Here is a 19,278-nt window from a genome sequence, read left to right as displayed (position 1 = left end):
TAAATAGGCCACGCCGCGGTGCGACTTGGGCAATCCTTCCTTCTCCTTCAAGTCTATTCCGTCGGTGTGATCATTGCAAATCCAATCGCTCACCCGCCAAAGACCGAATCTTGGGCAATCTTCAGAAACCACGACGGAAATAGGCCGATGCCGATGGTGCCGGCAGCGGTGACGGTGAGTGTCGCGCCCACCAGAGGCGTCAGCGCCGGGGCGAACGCCCTCTTCGGCTCGTGCATATAGATCACCATGACGATGCGGATGTAGAAATAGGCCGCGACGGCGCTGAACAGCACTGCGATGACCGCCAGCATGACGAAACCATGCTCGACGAGGGCGACCAGCACGTAAAATTTGGCGAAGAACCCGGCGGTCGGCGGAATGCCGGCCAATGAGAAGAGATAGAGCAGCATCAGAAGCGCCAGCCCCGGATGTGACTTGGCGAAACCCGCATAGTCTTCGATGACCTCGCCCGAGAAATCGCCGTTCCGCATCATGATAACGGCGCCGAAAATGCCGAGATTCATGAAGGCGTAGATCAGCAGATAGAGCATCACGCTGGCGATCCCATCGGCGCCGCCAGCGGCCACGCCGAAAATGGCGAAGCCGGCATGGGCGATGCTGGAATAGGCCAGGAGACGCTTGAAATTATCCTGCACCAGCGCCACGAAGCTGCCGAGCGCCATCGTAACCACCGCAATGACGGCAACGATGATCCAGACGTCCGAGGCTGCGACCAGAGGGTTGAGGAACACCCGAAGAATAACCGCGAACCCCGCCGCCTTGGGGCCTACGGACATGAAGGCGGTGATCGTCGTCGGCGCGCCTTCATAGACGTCCGGCAGCCACATGTGGAAGGGAACCGCGCCGACTTTGAAGACCAGCCCCGCGACGATGAAGACCACCGCCAGCAACAATCCTGGATCGAGCGGATCGGCGGTCACGGCCGCAGCCATCCCGTCCAATTGCGTTGTGCCGGTGAGCCCGTAGACCAGCGAAACGCCGTAAAGGAAAATCCCGGTCGAGACCGCGCCAAGGATTACGTATTTCAGCGCTGCTTCGTTCGACCGCCGCTCACGCCGCAGGAAGCCGGTCAGCACATAGGTGCAAATCACCATCAGTTCGAGGCCCACATAGATCGACAGGAGATCGGTCGCCGAGGCCATGATCATCATACCCGAAAGCGCAAAGAGCAGCAGGACATAGTATTCGCTGCTCGCGATCCCTTCGATATCGGCATATTTTCGCGAAAGGAGGAATGTCAGTACGGTGGCTAGGTAGAAAACGAACTTGAAGAAGACTGCGAAGCGGTCGGCGACGAACATGCCCGTGTAGGCCGGCCGTACTTCGCTCGCCAGCATGAGTGTCGCCAAGGCGGCAATCAACACGACCGCGACCGACGCCCAGACAAGGAAATGTTCCTGTCCCCTTCGCACAAACTGTCCCAGGATCAGCAGGATGCAGGCGCCGGTGATCACCACGATCTCGGGCAGGCTCGCCAGGGCCGACTGGAAAAGCGCGGCGGTGGTCATTGGCCGCTCCCCCTACTGTGCACGTGTGTCACCAGATGCTTCACCGAGGCATCGACGACGTTGAGGAAGGGTTTCGGATCGAGCCCGACCCAGAGCACGAAGACGGCCAGCGGCAGGATCGCAGCCATCTCACGGGCGTTCACGTCGCGTATCTTCAACCGGGCGCTGACGCTGGCCGGGCCGAGCGCGACTTTCCCATACATGCCGAGCAGATAGGCAGCCGCCAGCAATGCGCCCAAAACGGCGGCCGAGCCGGCGACCAGGTTGGCCGCAAACCCGCCTGACAGCACCAGCAACTCGCCCACGAACGAATTCGTTCCCGGCAGCGCCATCGACGACAGGGTAAACAGTGCCAGAAACGTGGTGTAGACCGGCGCCACCTTCATCAACCCGCCATAGTCGGCGATGCTGCGGGAATGGGTGCGCTCGTAAATCAGCCCGACGAACAGGAATAGGGCGCCTGTCGTCACGCCATGATTGAACATCTGCAGGATACCGCCCTCGAGCCCGCGGAGGTTCAGCGCAAAAATCCCCAGCGTCACGAAGCCCATGTGGCTGATGCTGGAATAGGCCACCAGCTTCTTCAGATCGTCCTGCGCCAGCGCGAGCAACCCGCCATAGACGATCGCAAGCCCCGAAAGCGCCAGCATCAGCGGCGAATAATACATCGATGCCTCCGGCAGCATCGGCAGCGAGAACCGCAGGAATCCGTAGGCGCCCATCTTCAGGAGCACGCCGGCGAGAATAATGCTGCCCGCCGTCGGCGCCTGCACATGGGCGTCCGGCAGCCAGGTATGGACCGGCACCATTGGCACCTTGACCGCAAAAGCGATCAGGAAGGCGAAGAACAGCCAAGACTGGATCCGGAACGGCAAGTCCTGCTCCGTCAAGGCGAGGATATCGAAGGTCCTGCCGCCGTAGAAATAGAGCACGATGACACCGATCAGGAACAGAAGGCTGCCCGCCAGCGTGTAGAGGAAAAACTTGATCGCCGCATAGACCCGACCCTCGCCGCCCCAGACGCCGATGATGAGGTACATCGGGATCAGCATCGCCTCCCAAAAGACGTAGAAGAGGAACAGATCGAGTGCGCAGAAGACCCCGAGCATCAGCGCCTGCATGAAGAGCAGGCAGATCATGAATTCCTTTACCTTGCGGTCAATCGCGACCCAGGAGGCGAGCACGCAGATCGACCCCAACAATGCGGTCAGGAACACGAAGAGCGCGCTGATTCCGTCGATGCCAAGCGCATAATTGATCCCGAGCGCGGGCACCCAGGAGCGCGTTTCGATGAACTGCATGGCATGGGTCGTGGTGTCGAAGCCGACCAGCATGGCGATGCAGAGAGCAAGGTCGAGGACGGTGAAAGAGAGCGCAGTCCACCGCACCGCATCGTCACCGCGCAGGAACATCAGAACCGCGGCCCCGACAACGGGTGTGAATATGATGAGGCTGAGCAGCGGGAAGCCCATGGCACCCCCTACCGCCACGCCACGACGAAGACGGCGGTGGCTGCGATAAGACCGACGATCATCGCCAGTACGTAATGGGTCACGACACCCGTCTGGAGCCGCCTGAGCCGTCCGCCGCCGTGCAGGATCGAGTGGGCAATGCCATTCACGACGGCATCCACGCCGGCAAGATCGAGCCGGAGTCCTGTCCGCGCCGCGCCGCGCAGCAAGGGCAGCGCCGCGGTCTCGGAGACATTGCTCACCGCCTGCTCATAGCGCGCCAGCGGCCTTTCGGCGAGCCACATGAAGGCCCGCGCACCCTTGCGGTAAAACCAGTCGGTGTCGAGGCTGATCGTGTTCTCGGGATCGAGCGCCCAGAGGAACAGAACGAACCCCAGGGCGGTGAACATCAGCAGCCCGAGGCTCTCCATGACATGCATGCCCGTATAAGGTTCGAAATCCACCGGATAGGGCAGAAGCGCATAAAGCGGCTGGGGGAACACCCCGATCGCAATGCAGAGCACCGCCGCCATGCCCATGGCAATCAGCATGTTGCGCGGCGGCTCCCGCGCCTCCAGTTTCCGGTCCGTCCCGAAGAACATGTAATAGGGAAGCTTGAGGCCGGTGTGCAGGAACGTCCCGGACGATGCCATGGTCAGCGCCAGCACCACCAGTGCGCGGTGATCCGCTCCTGCAGCCGCTATCACCATCGATTTGGTGACGAACCCCGAGAAGAACGGGAAGGCCGAGATCGCGAAGGCGCCGACCATGTAAAGCGCCACGGTCAGCGGCATGGTTTTGTAAAGCCCGCCGAGTTCGGTGAGCTTGCGTCGGCCGGTGACGTAGATGACTGCACCGGCACCCATGAACAGCAGCGCCTTGTAGAGGATATGCGCGAAGGCGTGGCTGGCGGCTCCGTTCACCGCCATCTCGGTTCCGATGCCGATACCTGCGATCATATAGCCCACCTGGCTGACGATGTGATAGGCGAGAAGCCGCCGGCAATCGTTCTCCAGCACTGCGTAGATGACGCCGTAGAGCGCCATGATGGTGCCGAGCCAGACAAGGAGCTCGGTCCCCGGAAACGCCCGCGCCAGCACATAGACGGCGGTCTTGGTGGTAAACGCGCTCATGAACACCGCCCCGGTGACGGTCGCCTCCGGATAGGCATCGGTCAGCCAGGCATTGAGCGGCGGCACGGCCGCGTTGAGAATGAAGCCGGCGAGGATCAGGTAGTCGCCGACCCCCATTCCTCCATTGGTGAGGCCCCCCGCGATCGGGCCGAAAAGCAGTGAACCGGTGGCGAGCCCGTGGGAAATGATGCCGCCGAGCAGGACGACACCGCCGGTCATATGGACCATCAGGTAACGGAAGCCGGCCCGGATCGCCGGCCCACCACGCTGCGCGAAGACCAGATAGGCGGAGGCGAATGCCATGCCCTCCCAGAACAGGTAGAGGGTCAGGTAGTCACCGGCAAACACCACGCCAAGTGCGCTGCCGACATAAACGAATGCCGCCACGTGCTGGCCGGCATCCGTCAGGTGCAGCGCGTAGACCATGCCGATCAACGCCATGATGGTGAAAACGGTGGCGAAGACGATGCTGAGCTTGTCCACTTTCGCGATCAGGATCTCCTGTCCGATGAACCGCGCTTCGCCATAGCTCCCCGGCTCCATCGTAAGCACGGCAAGGATTGCCAGCGCAGGGATCAGAAGCAGATAGGCCTTGCGGACCCACCCGCTGAGGAAAGGGATCGGCAGGGCGCCAAGAATAAAGAGCAGAGCCGGATGGATGAAGTCAGTCATAATAGTCCTCGCGCCGCATCAGCCCGACCCGATGGCCGAGAAACTTGGAAACGAAGATAAGCAGGACGCAGGAGACGAAGCCGTAGACGGCGGACCAGCCCGGCAGGCTGTCCCACAGATATTCGGCATGTTCGCGAGAGACCAGAAAGTCGGCGATGACGATCAGGACGAGCACGAGGTAGAACAGTCGGCGGCGCGGGCTCGCATATTGCTCGGCACCAAAGAAGTCGACGACACGCTTGATCATCGGATCACTCCATCTGCCAGGGTGAGAAAATAGCCCGGGAAAATGCCCATCAGCACCGACAGGATTGCCGTCGCGACCAGCGGTATCGTCACCAACGGAATTTCACGGACCGTCGTGCGGCTCTCCTGCTTCTCCGCCTCGAAGAAGGCGGCATAGCTGACCGGCAGGAAATAGGCGGCGTTCAGGATCGAGCTCACCAGGAGCACGACCAGGAACGCGGTCTCTCCCGCCGCCAAGGCGCCCTTAGCCAGATACCACTTGCTGACGAAACCCGCGGTTGGCGGCACGCCAATCATGCTGAGCGAGGCGACGAAAAATGCCCCCATCGTCCAGGGCAGCCTGCGGCCGATACCGGCCATGTCGCTGATGTTACGCTTGCCGGACGCGCAATAGATCGACCCGGCGCAGAAAAAGAGCGTGATCTTGGAGAATGCGTGCGCCGCGATGTGGATGATCCCGCCGACCATCGCGACCGGCGACAACAGAACCGCGCCCAGCACGATGTAGGAGAGCTGGCTAACCGTCGAATAAGCAAGCCTGGCCTTCAGGTCGTCCCGCGTCAGGGCGTAAACCGACGCCATCAGGATCGTGAACGAAGCCAGATAGGCCGTGGCGATTCCGAGGCCCAGCCCGCCCACCAGTCCGGTGCCGAAGACATGGAACACCACCCGTAGCACGCAGAACACGCCCATCTTGACCACTGCCACTGCATGCAAAAGCGCGCTGACCGGTGTCGGCGCGACCATCGCGGCGGGCAACCAGGCGTGCATCGGCATCACAGCGGCCTTGGCGAAGCCGAAAAGATAGCAGAAATAGACGACCGTCAGCAGCGCCGCCGAGACATCACTCCTGGCCAACAGCCCCCCCGCGACAAAGTCGAGCGACCCCGCAATATGGTAGGTCAGCGCCAGTGCGGCGAGCAGCGCGCTTTTCGAGGCGCCCATCAGATAGACGAGGTACTTGCGGCCGCCCCTCCATCCCTCCTCGTCCTCGTGGTGGTAGACGAGCGGATAGGTAACGAGGCTGAGCACCTCGTAGAAGATCACCAGCGTAAACAGATTGGCGGCGAAGGCGCCCCCGGCGGCGGCCGCAAGACTGCTGGCGAAGCAGGCGAAGAACCGGGTCTGCGCATGCTCGTTCAAATGCCGCATGTAGCCGATGGAATAGATCGCCGCCACGATCCACAGCAGCGAAGAGACGGTGGCAAACACCATGCCGAGTGCATCGACCCGGAAAGCAAAGTCGATCCCCGGCAGAATCTCGAACAGGCGCAATTCGACCGTCCCGCCCGCCAGCACCGTGGGCGCCATCGATAAGATAATCGCGAACATGGCGATCGCGGCCAACGGCGAGACCAGATCGCGAAGTCTCTCGCGGTTATTCAAAAGGAGAACTGCAAGGGCCGCCAGACCGGCGACGGCGATGGCAAGCAACGGCCGGATCGATACAACCGAGTCCAAAGCCGTTATCCTTTCATCACCGTCACGTCGTCGATCTTGAGGGTGGATTTGTTCCTCACGAGGGCAACCAGGATGCCGAGGGCGACGGCAACTTCCGCCGCGGTGATTGCGATGACAAAGATCGCGAAGATCTGCCCGCGGAAATCGGCGTGGTAACGCCCGAAAGCGATGAAATTGATGTTGACCGAGTTGAGCAGCAGCTCCAGCGACATCAGTACGACGAGAATATTGCGCCTGAGCAGCACGCCCGCCGCTCCGATCACGAACAGGACCACTCCGAGCACAATATACCACCAGAGCGGAACCATCACCCCTGCTCCTTCCGCGCCAGCATGATGGCGCCGACCAAGGCCGCCAGCAGGATTACGGAGGCGGTTTCAAACGGCAGGAGATAGTCGGCGAAAAGTGCTGTGCCAAGCTGCCTGACGTCGTCGCCGCCCCGCATCGCGACGGGCTCCACGACCGAAAAGCGGTCGCTCCAGAGCACCAGCACGAGCATCTCGACTCCGAGCAGGACGAGCAGTACCAGAGCGGGGAGGTTGCCGCCCGGCAAGAACCGCTGCAACACCGCTTCGCGCACATCGATCATCATGATCACGAACAGGAACAGGACCATGATCGCGCCGATATAGACGAAGATCTGGATGACCGCGAGCAACGGTGCCTCGAGCAAGACGAAGATTGCCGAGACCTGCAGGAAACACGCCATCAGCGCCAATGCGCTGTGAACCGGATTGCGCGCCAGGACCACCGTCAGGGCCGTGATCACGGATACCGCAGCGAACAGAAGAAAGAACCCCTGATCCATCGACGCCGACCCTCCGACGCGAACTGCCACTCGGCGCGAGACGGCCGGATTCGAGACTGCGCCGCAACTTCAGATGCCTTCGCAAATTGTGCCCTAGTATCGGATTTTTCACAAGATTATTGTCATCGACGGAGCAAGATCGAGCCGGTCCGGATGTGGCGAAGGTCGCTTGCCAAGCGCGCGCTTTCGATAGGGTCGTACCGATTTTATCCATAGGCAAATGGTTTTAGCCTGGTCGACGAGGCTGGAGCGGCTGTCTCGATTGCCTTCTTGACATCCGCAAGCGCTTACCGCGCGCCCTGATCCAGGCGCGTGCGGATCGCGTTCATCTGCTCGATCTCCGCACGCTGGCCGCTCGAGATGTTGGCGCAGAGCGCAACCAGTTCGGGATCGTTGAGGGCTGCTTCCCGGCACATGAGGATTGCACCTGAATGATGAGGCACCATCGAGGCGATGAATTGGCGGTCGCCTATGAGAGCCTGTGTGCGAGTGCCTGCAAAGGCCGCGACGAACAGGATCGCCAGGCCGACATGGATGGCGGCGTTCAGCTTCCTGTTCCCGTACATGCCGCCCATGGTGGCGAGCATGATGATGCCCATCGGGGCCACCATCGTCAGCGCCATGTAGAGCATGTTGAGATTGTTCCTGAAATCGCTCCAGCCATCGATCATCGAGAACATCACGAAGTACATGACGATGAGGCTGAGGATCATGTTGACCGCGAACATGGAATAGGGATGCCTGCTCATCCCCTCATGCCGGGAATTGTGGTGATTGCGCATCGCTAGCTTCCTTCCGGCCTTCGGACCGAGTCGGAAGGCGGTCAGAGCAATTCCAGGAAAAGTGCGAAGCCGTTTTCCCTCCGGAATCGCGTAAATCCAAAAGTTTAGAGCGGTTCTGCGCTTCCGTGAAAAGCTGAACCGCTCCAGGATGTTTCCGAGGCAACAACTCGGAGGCATATCGCCTTAACCTTGCATCGGCGGGTTGGTTCCCGGGTCGCAAGAGCTTGCCGGATGCGGGAGCCCGAGCTTGCTGATCAGATCGCGCCGTCGTAAGCGATGTACGTCATCATCCCCGCCGCCATGTGGTACAGGTGGTGGCAGTGGAGCGGCCAACGGCCCGGATTGACGGTATCGAACTCCACCACGACCTCGGCCATCGGCGTTAGCAGGACAGTATCACGGACGGCTCCGCTGACCCCCTGGCCATTGACGCCGACGACCTGGAAATGGTGCCCATGCAGATGCATCGGGTGCGCCATCATCGACATATTCCGCATGGTGAGACGGACTCGCTTTTCTTTGGAAACATTCAACGGCGCGGATGGGTCGATGCCCCAAGTGTACGCGGTCATGTCTCCCGTCAGTGTGATGGCGTACTGATGGTCGGGTGAGCGGGGGGCGAGAGGTGTTGCAGGCCGAAGCTGGCGCTCCAGGCCAAGGTCGAGAACGTGACCCATCTCCGAGGCGGTGGTGCCGATCTTTTCAACGGCTGCACTCCTGGTCGCGAGGATGATACCGGTCTGCTCCTTCGCGCCTTCGCGAAGTGCGAGGATGGGGTAAGAGCCTGGGGCTGCGGGAAGCTCCAGCCGGATGTCGAGGCGCTGACCCATCGAGATCGGGAAGCGGCTGGCCGGGACCGGCTCGATATCGACGCCGTCCACGGCAATGAGATTACCGACGATGCTGCCGGTATCGATGGTGAAGGCCGTTGCTGTCGCTCCGTTGATGATCCGCAGACGCACGCGGCCGCTTTTCTCGATCCTGACGATCTCGGGATCGTCAAGGGTGCGGTCATTCGCGAGATAGGCGTCGTATTCGATATCTTTGAGGTCCATCGCCGACGTTCCCGCCATCGGCATGTTCATCGTCGACATGCCGGTCATCGGCATCTGATGTCCCTGCATGTTCATCATCGTCTGCATCATCCCTTGATGGCGCGACTGCATGCCGCCATGTCTGGCGCCGCTACCCTTCAGCCTTTCCAGCAACTCCTCCGGGGACTTGAAAGAGAAGTCGTGCAGCAGGATCACGACTTCCTGTTCGTCACGGGCGCGGTCTTCCGCCGTGCGGACGATCAGCGGCGCGGCGAGCAGGTTCTGCTCCTGCAGGGTGTGGGCGTGCATCCAATGGGTCCCGCCAGGACCGACAGGAAATCGGTAGTCCCGGTTTTCCCCAGCGGCAAGCAAGGCGGCCGGATTGTCCGGTACGCCGTCCATTTTCCACGGCGGCGTCAGGCCATGCCAGTGGATGAGGGTGTCTTCGGATGTCTCGTTGAGGAGGCGGATGTCGAGGTCCGTGCCTGCGTCCAGCACGAGGCCGGGCTTGCCGCTGCGGTTGGCCAGTCCGAAGATGGTGGCGGCCTTGCCATTGACGTCCAGGGTTCTCTTTCCGATGACCAGATCGGCGGGAACAGGGTTTGCATGGGCGCGGATGGAATTGAGGACAGGCGAGACGACTGCCGCACTCACGGCGAGCGTCTTCAGGAATTGACGGCGATACATGATATGCCTCTCGATTTATGTCGGCATCCCGACAGTGCTGATGATGGAACTGGCCCGCTGACAGGCGGACGCTTCGTCAGGCAGCAGATCGGGGAGGCTTGAAGCCAGGAGAAGGGGCTCTTCCGGTAAGATGCTCCTGCAGATAGGAAATACGGGTCAACAAAATCGCCATATTTGACGACGCGGTCGTCGGTGACGGAAGAATCAATATGCAGACAGCGCAAATGCTGCTGCAGCACGCCTGGTCACCGAGTGCCATTTTTGGCTTTGAGTGATGATCGTTTTGGTGAGGGTGATCAATGGACACTCTGTGTTCCGTCGAGCAGGGTTGAAGAGTGGCATGGGAAGCAGGTGCGCTGAAGAGAATAGCGACGGCAAGCAGCGCTATGCACATCCTCAAAATCAGCGTGTTATGCTTCCGCAAGTCCATATTGCTCAGCCTATTTCTGCCTCATGGATAGCTTAGGGAAACTCCACACGCCCGCTTTGATCCTCATCAAGCAGGGATCAGAAGAAGCGCAACTACGACATCCCGGATGATCAACCATTTTCCACGAAGACTGCCCCTTCCACCAACGGGAAGGTCAAGTGCCATTCTGGTGTTCGTATGCGTGCTGGCGAATTCCCTCGCATTTGCGGAGACCGTGCCGGTCGTGGCTGATCGTCAGAACGATATGAAGGAGATCGCCGCCGCCGCAAAGACGATTTCGGACATGTTCAAAGCTCCCGAAACCTACTCCTCCACCAAGTTCAAGGAGGCGAGCGAAGCCATCAGTGATCGAGCCGATCGGCGTCTTACAGATCACTTTGCAACGGTGACCGCCGCAGAGGGTTCGAAGGCAAACGAGGTGATCGCCACCGAACGGAATCGGTTCTCCGAACTGGCGCGGGACCTCAAGACCTATGCGGATGCCTTGTCTTCGACCGCGGATCGGCATCCGGACAGAATGTCAGATGATATGCGTATGAAGGAGCGCGAGCCGATGGGCGGAGGGCCGCTTGGTACGCGCATCAGGAGCGAGGCTTCGATGTCTGCCATGTCGGCAGAACATGCGTTTCACCTGATGCTGCAGACCTGCGCGTCGTGTCACTCGCGGTTTCGGGCAAAATGACTGGGCTGCCGATCGCCCTGCGAGGGTAGTTTGGGTTACTCGAAGCCTTGCCCAGTAAGAGGATCAGACATGGCCAGTGCACGGCCGTGATGCCATCATCTACCGCCAGTCAATCTTTTGCGCTGGCAATAGCTCTTGCGGACGATCTTAAAGGACGGTGTTCGCAAGCGGATCAGCGGCATGCTTGAGGTAGCCGATCACTCACGACACGATCAAGCGGTGCCATGTGGCTTCGTGTGATCGGCTGGCTAATTCCCGTCTCTTAGGGAGAAGGCGAATACATAGTCGCCGACGTCAGTCGAATTTGCTGCTCCGCCAACCGAGACCAGAACATATTGCTTGCCTGTCTTAGGTGAGACGTAGGTCATCGGCGTCGCACTCGAGCCGACCGGCAAAGGATATTTCCAGAGCTCGCTGCCGTTCTCGGCGTCATAGGCGCGGATATAATAGTCCTGGAAGCCGGCAAAGAAGACGAGGCCGCCGGCAGTCGCCGATGTACCCGCATAGGTCGGCAAGCCCATCGACATGGGCAAATTCATCTTGATCTTAAATGGTCCGAGCTGTTCGGCAGTCCCAGCCGGCACCTGCCATGCGATTTTGCGTGTGTTCAGATCCACTGCCGTCACCGTGCCCCATGGCGGTTGCGTGCAGGGAATGCGCAGTCTTGACGTCCACTTCTCGGTTGTCATGCCATAGGGCGTGCCGCGCTGCGGGGCGGATGGGCCGTGTGCGGTCGTGACGAGGGCAAAATCGACGTAATCGGCCCGCGGCACGAGCGCGAAGATGCTGGGGACGCGAATGTCGTTCATGAAGACGCGGTTGTTGGGCAGGTCGACCGAGACGCTTCCCCAGTTGAGGCCGCCCAGATTTCCCGGCTGCTGAATTGCAGGATGCGTGCCGATCGGGGTGAAATCGCCGTCGTAGCGCATCTTGCGAAAGGCGATGCGGCAGGCCAGCTGATCGAACATCGTCAGGCCCCAGGCCCGCTGCTCCGTGACACGTTCCGCACCGATCGTCGGCATGCCGACGGAATAAGGCTGTGTCGGCGACAGCTTCTCTTCCGGCGCGCCTCCTGTCTGCGACACCGGCTTTTCCTGAACTTCGGCGAGGGGAAGGCCGGTCTGACGGTTGAGCAGGAAAAGCTGCCCACGTTTGGTGGTCTGCAAGATGGCCGGCACGGTGGCACCATTGCCGTCAGGCAGGTCGATCAGCACCGGTTGGGCCGGCAGATCATAGTCCCAGATATCATGATGCACGGTCTGGAATTTCCATCGCTCCCGGCCTGTCGTCACATCGAGCGCCACCAATGTCGCGTTGTACTGATCGGCGAAAGCCGGGCGATTGGCGCCGTAATAATCCGGCGTGGTATTGCCGAGCGGGGCATAGATGAGGCCGAGCTTGTCGTCGAAGGCGGCTGTCGTCCACATATTGGGCGTGGCGCGGGTGTAGGTCTCGCCTGCCGGCGGAAGCTTGGTGATCGCCGGACTGCCGAGATCCCAGGCCCATTCGAGCCCGCCGGTGACAACATTGAATGCGCGAATGACGCCTGAGGGCTCGCCGACCTCCTGATTGTCGGTGACCCAGCCTCCGATGACAATCAGGTTGCGGGCAATCAGCGGAGCCGACGTCTGGAAATAGTAGCCGGTCTTGATTTCACCCATGCCCTGAGAGAGCTGCACGGTACCGTTGTCGCCGAAGCCAGTGCATGGCGCGCCGGTTTTGCTGTCGATCTCGAGGAGGCGGGCATCGATCGTCGTCTGTATCAGGCGCTCGTTGCAGAGGCCATCGGGTGATCGGCTTTCCTCCGGCATCTTGTAATAGCCGAGGCCGCGGCAACGCTGCCAATAGGGCGCCGACGCCTTGGGGTCGAAGGTCCAGCGGGGTTTTCCCGTATCGGCATCAAGGGCGGCGATCACATCCGTCGGCGTGCAAGTGTAGACGGTATCGCCGATCTGCAAAGGCGTGTTCTGGTCGACGCCGTCGCCTCTTCCGCTGCGATATGTCCAGGCAAGATCGAGCCTGGCAACGTTGCCGCGATTGATCTGATCGAATGGGGAATAGCGATCTCCCTCCGTGCCACGGCCATAGGATGTCCAGTCGGAGGGGGAGTTGTCGCCTCTGACCGTCTTGTAGGTAGGGAAATCGCCGGAGGGGCGGATCACCTCATGCGGCGTGAAAGCAAGACCAAAGCCTGCAGCAAACAGAATGGCGGCAAGCAGGGCGCCGCCGTGGAAGAGCTTTCGGTTGGCGGTCGGCAAACGCGCTGGTGCAAAAAGAAACGCAAATCCCGCCAGTGCAATGGGGGACATCAAGCGTGCGAAGAGCCCCCAGAAATTGGTGCCCGACTCCCACAATGCCCAGGGAAGGGTGAAAACGACGACAAGCAGGATGATGAGTGCGCCCAGCGGCGTCCGGCGCCATAGCAGAACGGCTGCAACGAGATAGGCAAGTCCTGTGATTGCGTAATAGGAGGAGCCGCCGAGGCTCAGCAGCAAGGCGCCGCCTCCCATCAAGCCCAATCCGATCAAGGCGAGAACGATACAGAACAAAGCGGCCAGAAATTTCATCGTCTCCTCATCCAATTCGCTGCCCGGTCGCTCGCATTCGTCTCCGACCATCGACGGCGCCTCGGGCAGCACAGGGCCATTGGAGCGATGGTCAGCTATTCGTCCCGAAGACGGGCAGTCCCTCAAATTTTTCCTGATGTAGCTGTGGTCACTGACACGTGTCCCCGAGCCGGCAATGATGCTTGCGATTGCGTCAAAACTTCTGAAAGGGGCACTGATGGTTCTCGGCGAAAAACTTGATCTGGCGAAGGGGCGGCCGACAGGATTTGACTACATGCGATTGCTGTTGGCCTTTTCGGTGCTTTGGATCCATACGGCTCGTGTCACCTACGGCGATGATCTGTTTTTGTGGGAAACGCCCCTGCGTCCCTTTATCAAGTCGGTGCTGCCCATGTTCTTTGCGCTGAGTGGGTTCCTGGTTGCCGGCAGTCTAGGGCGGTCGAAGACGTTGATCTCTTTTCTTGGCAATCGATTTATCCGGATTTATCCCGCCCTCGCAGTGGAAGTGTTGCTGGCTGCTTTTATACTGGGAGCGATCTATACCGAGTATGACCTCAGTAACTACTTCACCGACCCCCAGTTTTTTACATATCTGCTGAATGTCACCGGGCACATTCACTTCAATCTTCCGGGGGTGTTCCTGACCAATCCTGACGCCGCGATGGTGAACGGGCAGCTCTGGACCGTGCCCTTCGAACTTGAATGCTACGTCGCGATCGCCGCGCTTTTCCTGCTCGGCGTGGTCAGGCGGCGCGTGCTCGCGCTCGTCGCAACGACGGCGTTGTTCGTGGGTTTTGGGCTTGCGCGATATTGGAAGCATGAGAGCAACTGGGCATTTATGCCGACGACCGCGTCGGGGAACCTGCTGATCGGCGCCTTCCTCGTGGGCGTGACGATCTATCTCTACAAGGACAAGATTCTGTGGGATCTCCGCATGTTCATCGCTTCTGTTGCCGTCATATTGTGGGCTTACTGGTTCAGCTCTTTTGGGGACTTCGTTGCCATTCCGGCTATTGGATATGTAACGGTCTTTCTCGGCCTGACCTCGCCCCGCAAGCTCGGAGTGCTTCAGGGGGCGGACTATTCCTATGGCGTATTCCTCTATGGCTATCCCATCCAGCAGGCCTTCGTCGCGCTCGGACCCTGGGCGCATAACTGGTGGCTGAATGGGATCGTCTGCAGCATCATTGTCACTTGTTTTGCCGCCTTCTCATGGCGATTCATCGAAAAGCCGGCGTTGGAATTGAGGAGACAGGTGACCTGGCTCGAGAACCTCTACCTGCAACGCGGCACGAGACGGGAATTGGCCGGCGCGGTTTTGAAGTAAGCTTCTCGACCGCCCATCCGGGACTTTGGTCATTGAGCGAGGATGCCCGGCTCAGCAAAGAGATCATCGGGATTTGCGGTCGCTGACCGAACCCGCTGCATTCTTGCTAGGACTGTTTAGATTTCGCTCCCGGAGATGTTTTTCCAGTTTTTCCAGCCTTCACCCTGAATGAGCCCGTGATCGGACAAGTCCTTCCAGCTCGTGTAAGTGCCCGTATCGTCATGGACGAAGTCGCCCATCTCCTTGTCGGAGGAGTAAACGGTGTATTCTTCCGTATGCTGAGAACGATGGGCGGCATCGGCAACCTTGTGCACGAAGGTCGATAGGAATTTGAAATGGAGAAGGGCGCCGGATACGCCGAGCGCGCCGCGCATTTCGCCCAGATTCAGGGAGAGCGGCCAGACCTGGTGCGATGATTTGAGAAACAGCCGTTCACCTGTCACATAGACGAGAGGGATCTTGTTGAGCGCCGGCCCGTCCCAGAGCCGATCACGAAAATAGATGCGTCCGCGAACGCCGCCTTTGATCCATATCGTCCCGTTGCGTTCGTCGAAATGAGCGACATAGCCGGATCGGTCGAAAAGATTGCAGACCTCGAGCGGATTGCGGCCGGGTTCGCATATGTTTTCGAGAACGGGACGCGGGCTGTACATGTCGATCATGACCGAGCGGAGGGAATGACCGCCGGTGGATTCGATATAAGCGGTCAGCTGATCGATCAGGCAGGTGTCGCAATGGGGATAGACCAAGAACTCGTCTGCATCGACATAAAGGACCCATTTCTCCCGGCAGTACCGGTTGATGACCTCGTTGATCCAGTCGTTTCCGAACCTTGCCGCCTTGTAGGAGCCATGAGCTGATAGGAGCGAGACATCGTCGAAGCCGGATAGCAATTCGGCCGTTCCGTCCGTCGAGCCGTTGTCGATGCAGATAAAATGTTCGAAGCCGAGATCACGATAATATTGCAGGAAGAATGCCAGCCGGTGGCCTTCGTCACGGATGACTGAGATGACGACGTGGCGGGCCTGCCTGAGCCCGCTGCGCAGCACGTCATAGCGAACCTGCCGAGCCTTGAGCGACCGGCGCAGGCGGGCTTTTGCGTAATGCGAGATACTGGCGACGGAAACCCGATAACTCATATTCCATCCTGAACATTATCCGTTCCCGGAATCATTAGCCTTGCTTCGAGAGGCCCCACGGACGGAGCACAGAGCAATTTCGGCTGGTGGGAACAATATGCAGTCATCATACGGCGTAATCGCCAACCAACAGGCTCTGGACCCGCGGGTGGGGGCCGTTCCTCTCGATCGCGTGTTCGATACGTGCCCGCATCGACCGATATTTATAGAGTATCTTCCGATCGAGGCTTATTCCGCGATAGAGCGCGTTGTAAATGGGATGGGCTTTGCGCAGATCGACATAAACTTGGCTTTCCCGATCGGTCCATGGAAAGAAGGTTCCATGCCATGGCTTCGGATGCGCCATATAGTGGACGATCGCCAGCGACGACATGTTCACCAGATGCAGAAACTGCTTGGGAAAGTTCCAGCGGTTGGATACGAGGATGAGCGACGAACCGCAAACATAGTTCAATGCGCCCTGATCGTGTTTGCCCTCGCAAGCCTCGGGGTTGCTGGCAAAAAGCTCAAGCGCCTCCTGTCCGATCCAGCCGTTGCGATGGAATTTCAGGACCCCCGCATTGAAGTAGTGGTTGTCCTTTCCAGTATTGAGGAAGTCCTGAATTGCCGTGTAATCGCGGGCCGCGAAAAACCGGCCCTCAGGCACGGCGGCGTTTTCGAATTTGCCGAGATCGCTGACGATCTGGGTATCGCCATCAAGATAGATGATTTGGTTGTAATGGGCGGGCAGGATCTCGCAAAGGACCAATTTGGCCATCGTGCTGACGCTGATGCGCCCCTGAAAATGCGAACTGTCGAGCTTGCCGAGCGAGTCCTGCAGTGCATCGGTCGCATCTGCCAATTCGACCCCGCTCGCGGCGAGCAGGGCTTTCAACTCGCTGAAATTATCCAGACGTTCAGACATAAGCACGCAAACGTCGGTTGCGGAGCTTGCGAATTTGCGAGCTTGGAGCGCGGAAAGAATAGTTGGAAATGAATATTCGACATCCGTGACGTAGACAACGCACTGATTGTTCATGTCATCACCCTTCCGGTTGTCTTCAATGCGAGTGAATGGCTGCTCTCTTCAGGGTAGAGGGAACAGTTGTTGATCGATCCGGCAGGCCTGTCGTATGACAGTCCGGTTCGGTATATATTGCGTATCGCCGGACCGCTCGTTTGTTGAAACCGCATCCGGCCGCCGGCGGTTTTTGTGTGTTCCATTGTTGAGACGCTCATCATGAAGAATGCCGTGCCTGTCACAGGGCTGTGTTTCGACATCTTGAACCGCGGCAGGACGACTGGTGCCGGGACTCTGATCGAAATGCGGAGGGAGGGAAGATCGTCATGCTGATCACCACCTTGGTGGCGGCCGTGATTTCGATAGCTGCCGGCGCTTCGATCCGCGCCTGGGCCTTCTCGATTTTCGCAATACTTGTGGCAATCGGCTTCGGCAGTGTGGCTTTCGCCGACGGGTCTTCGCTGTTCGGGGCGATCGTTTCCGGTATCGCTTTCCTCGTGCTCATGGAAATCGGCTACCTGACAGGCGTCTTCCTGTCGGGTTTCGCGCGGCGCAGCGCCAGGCTGCGAGAAAACAATTCCGCCGCTGATAGTGTCGCAGCCACCAGCGAACGCCGACAGGGCTGACGCCGAAGCAGGATCGGTCGCCCGTCCTATCCAGCAGGGAGGTGCGACACCGCGTTCCTCCGAGCTTTTGATTTTACCAGCATTTCCTGACGGCGCGGGCGATTGGCTGCGAATCCGCCCGGGCATGCGCATCGCTGCAAGGGCGTACCGTCCTCGACCTTGAACGAAATTCCCGACTGAGGTCATCACGTTGCAAACACCGGCGCTCTCCTGAGAGATGCCGATGCCCCCGGGGGATGCCGATTTGCGACAGGTCGGGCCACCCGATGCCACGACACATAGGGGGTGGCCAGGCAACCGGCCGCCAATCCCGCCGTGGTGCTGAACAGCAGGCCGAGATCGGTGCCGCTTCCTGAAATCGCCGCAGAGGCGATCTGTGAGATCGATGCCATAACGGCGGCGTTTCCGATGGCATGCGTCTCCCGATCGCCGGAGACGTGCCGGCCGGAGGCTCTGATAAGGCTGTACAGGAAGGCGACGAAGAGAAGCGTGCCGGTCAATCCGACGTTGGACAACAATGCGGCGATGAAACTCGATGCTCGAACCGTTCCGAGGCCGGCGCCGAAGGTTGCGGTATCGACGAATGCGATCAATGCCAGCGTGTTCCAGGCGGTGCGCTCCTCGCCGGACTGCGATTGGAGTTTGTCCGACACGGTGGTGTTGACGAGACTGGTGATGGAATTCCATGCGTCGGGGATAAGGCTGAGGGCTACGATGGCGCAAGGGATCAGGAAGAGGGTTATCGCCAGGAAAGTCACGTGCGAGGTCTTTGCCGATCCTGCGACCATATGTTTGCAGCAGAACAGCACGAGCATGCAGACAACGAAAAGCCCGGCGATATAGGCGGTTGTCGATGTGCAGAGCAGGATCGTCGGGCCGATTAAAAGCGTTGCTAGGCCGGCCATACGGCTTCGAACGCGCTCCAGCCAGAGCAGAAGCGTGAACGAAAAATAGGCCAGTGCGACCGTCCCGTATATGCTTGCTTCGGGAAAGGCGCCGACGATGCGTTTGAAGCCGCTGATCGTCTCGGCGGTATGCATGGTGTAATTCGCGTTTCTGATGACGTCGAGCAGGTAGGTCTGACCGGTCAGGAACGTTCCGATATCAAGCAACGCCAGAGCAAAACATGCGATTGATGCGACGATCAACTGCTGGGCGATGAACCGCTGATATCCGAGCCTCGCAAGTCCCGAGACCACCGCAAAGCAGGCGAGGTCGCCGAGCAGATAGACAGATTGGCTGAGATTGGAAGAGCCTGGCGACAAGGGCGCGGCCACCGTCGACATCATGCCCGTCGCATCTCTCGCAGAGGAGTAGACGAGCGTCGCGCCCGCAAAAATGCGCGGCAGGAAAAAAGACGACACGACGGAAAACAGCACGTAGGCGGCAAACCAGAAGCCGGGACCCGGATAGGCGATGCTAGCCAGCGCCGCTTGCGTCTGGACCGGACGCAACATGGTGGCGGCGACGATAAAAAGGAGCATTACATGGCTTGGCTGGACACTGCTGCCACCGAGCGCAGGCAATTGCAGAGCCGCCGCTGCTCCCAGCAGCGTCAACAGGCAGAGGGTCGTCACTGCAAAAAGCGCGCCATTGACCATGGTGAGCAGGCCAAGCAGGAGAACGATCAAACCGAGCGGCTCTATCGACATGCGTCTAATCCTGACCCTGGCAAACAGCTGAAATACTGCTTTGGCCGAATGC

At 59.6% G+C, this 19,278-nt stretch carries 16 protein-coding genes; 3 read left to right on the top strand and 13 right to left on the bottom strand.

Going from position 1 to position 19,278, the window contains the following annotated elements; translation table 11 throughout:
* Nucleotides 1–89: 89 nt before the first annotated feature.
* The 9 genes from Tal182_RS18510 to Tal182_RS18470 all read right to left on the bottom strand — a co-directional run bounded on the left by Tal182_RS18510 (nucleotide 90) and on the right by Tal182_RS18470 (nucleotide 9,803).
* The gene (locus tag Tal182_RS18510) at nucleotides 90–1,529 is read right to left on the bottom strand and encodes an NADH-quinone oxidoreductase subunit N (protein ID WP_085860353.1); all 1,440 of its coding nucleotides are present in this window, start codon (nucleotides 1,527–1,529) and stop codon (nucleotides 90–92) included.
* Entirely contained in the window at nucleotides 1,526–3,001 is a 1,476-nt protein-coding gene (locus tag Tal182_RS18505) for an NADH-quinone oxidoreductase subunit M (protein ID WP_085860352.1), read from the bottom strand. The genes Tal182_RS18510 and Tal182_RS18505 overlap by 4 nt, the downstream gene beginning before the upstream one ends.
* 8 nt (nucleotides 3,002–3,009) lie before the next feature.
* The gene (locus tag Tal182_RS18500) at nucleotides 3,010–4,785 is read right to left on the bottom strand and encodes a Na(+)/H(+) antiporter subunit D (RefSeq protein WP_085860351.1); all 1,776 of its coding nucleotides are present in this window, start codon (nucleotides 4,783–4,785) and stop codon (nucleotides 3,010–3,012) included.
* Entirely contained in the window at nucleotides 4,778–5,032 is a 255-nt protein-coding gene (locus Tal182_RS18495; protein WP_064804657.1) for a hypothetical protein, read from the bottom strand. The genes Tal182_RS18500 and Tal182_RS18495 overlap by 8 nt, the downstream gene beginning before the upstream one ends.
* Complete coding sequence (locus Tal182_RS18490; RefSeq protein ID WP_085860350.1) at nucleotides 5,029–6,492, bottom strand: monovalent cation/H+ antiporter subunit D family protein; 1,464 nt, start codon at nucleotides 6,490–6,492, stop codon at nucleotides 5,029–5,031. The genes Tal182_RS18495 and Tal182_RS18490 overlap by 4 nt, the downstream gene beginning before the upstream one ends.
* A gap of 5 nt (nucleotides 6,493–6,497) precedes the next feature.
* Nucleotides 6,498–6,800 (bottom strand): NADH-quinone oxidoreductase subunit NuoK, encoded by a 303-nt coding sequence (gene nuoK / locus Tal182_RS18485; protein WP_064811214.1) that lies wholly within the window; start codon nucleotides 6,798–6,800, stop codon nucleotides 6,498–6,500.
* Entirely contained in the window at nucleotides 6,800–7,300 is a 501-nt protein-coding gene (locus tag Tal182_RS18480; RefSeq protein WP_064804651.1) for an NADH-quinone oxidoreductase subunit J, read from the bottom strand. The genes nuoK and Tal182_RS18480 overlap by 1 nt, the downstream gene beginning before the upstream one ends.
* A 287-nt stretch (nucleotides 7,301–7,587) precedes the next feature.
* Complete coding sequence (locus Tal182_RS18475) at nucleotides 7,588–8,082, bottom strand: DUF305 domain-containing protein (protein ID WP_064804649.1); 495 nt, start codon at nucleotides 8,080–8,082, stop codon at nucleotides 7,588–7,590.
* A 254-nt stretch (nucleotides 8,083–8,336) separates the two neighbouring features.
* Nucleotides 8,337–9,803 carry a multicopper oxidase domain-containing protein gene (locus Tal182_RS18470; protein WP_085860349.1) on the bottom strand — a complete coding sequence of 489 codons (1,467 nt, stop codon included), beginning with the start codon at nucleotides 9,801–9,803 and terminating at the stop codon, nucleotides 8,337–8,339.
* A 536-nt stretch (nucleotides 9,804–10,339) separates the two neighbouring features.
* On the opposite strand from Tal182_RS18470, the gene Tal182_RS18465 reads away from it, so the two are divergent.
* Nucleotides 10,340–10,915, top strand: coding sequence for a cytochrome c (locus Tal182_RS18465; RefSeq protein ID WP_085860348.1), 576 nt, complete (start codon nucleotides 10,340–10,342; stop codon nucleotides 10,913–10,915).
* A gap of 248 nt (nucleotides 10,916–11,163) precedes the next feature.
* Here the strand turns inward: Tal182_RS18465 and Tal182_RS18460 are convergent, their stop codons facing one another.
* The gene (locus Tal182_RS18460) at nucleotides 11,164–13,482 is read right to left on the bottom strand and encodes a membrane-bound PQQ-dependent dehydrogenase, glucose/quinate/shikimate family (protein WP_085860984.1); all 2,319 of its coding nucleotides are present in this window, start codon (nucleotides 13,480–13,482) and stop codon (nucleotides 11,164–11,166) included.
* Nucleotides 13,483–13,699: 217 nt separating this feature from the next.
* On the opposite strand from Tal182_RS18460, the gene Tal182_RS18455 reads away from it, so the two are divergent.
* On the top strand, nucleotides 13,700–14,809 hold the full coding sequence (locus Tal182_RS18455) for an acyltransferase (RefSeq protein WP_085860983.1): 1,110 nt from the start codon (nucleotides 13,700–13,702) through the stop codon (nucleotides 14,807–14,809).
* Between the two features lie 116 nt (nucleotides 14,810–14,925).
* Here the strand turns inward: Tal182_RS18455 and Tal182_RS18450 are convergent, their stop codons facing one another.
* Nucleotides 14,926–15,948, bottom strand: a complete 1,023-nt coding sequence (locus tag Tal182_RS18450) for a glycosyltransferase family 2 protein (protein WP_085860347.1) — start codon at nucleotides 15,946–15,948, stop codon at nucleotides 14,926–14,928.
* A 106-nt stretch (nucleotides 15,949–16,054) separates the two neighbouring features.
* Nucleotides 16,055–16,966, bottom strand: a complete 912-nt coding sequence (locus tag Tal182_RS18445; RefSeq protein ID WP_085860346.1) for a glycosyltransferase — start codon at nucleotides 16,964–16,966, stop codon at nucleotides 16,055–16,057.
* A 308-nt stretch (nucleotides 16,967–17,274) separates the two neighbouring features.
* On the opposite strand from Tal182_RS18445, the gene Tal182_RS18435 reads away from it, so the two are divergent.
* A complete protein-coding gene (locus tag Tal182_RS18435) occupies nucleotides 17,275–17,574 on the top strand; it encodes a hypothetical protein (protein ID WP_085860345.1) in 300 nt (99 codons plus the stop codon).
* Between the two features lie 185 nt (nucleotides 17,575–17,759).
* Here the strand turns inward: Tal182_RS18435 and Tal182_RS18430 are convergent, their stop codons facing one another.
* Nucleotides 17,760–19,226, bottom strand: coding sequence for a hypothetical protein (locus Tal182_RS18430; protein ID WP_085860344.1), 1,467 nt, complete (start codon nucleotides 19,224–19,226; stop codon nucleotides 17,760–17,762).
* Nucleotides 19,227–19,278 lie beyond the last annotated feature (52 nt).

It is taken from the genome of Rhizobium sp. TAL182 (genome assembly GCF_002117725.1).
In the GTDB taxonomy this organism is placed as follows: domain Bacteria; phylum Pseudomonadota; class Alphaproteobacteria; order Rhizobiales; family Rhizobiaceae; genus Rhizobium; species Rhizobium esperanzae.
This window is presented reverse-complemented; position numbering and strand designations above follow the sequence as displayed.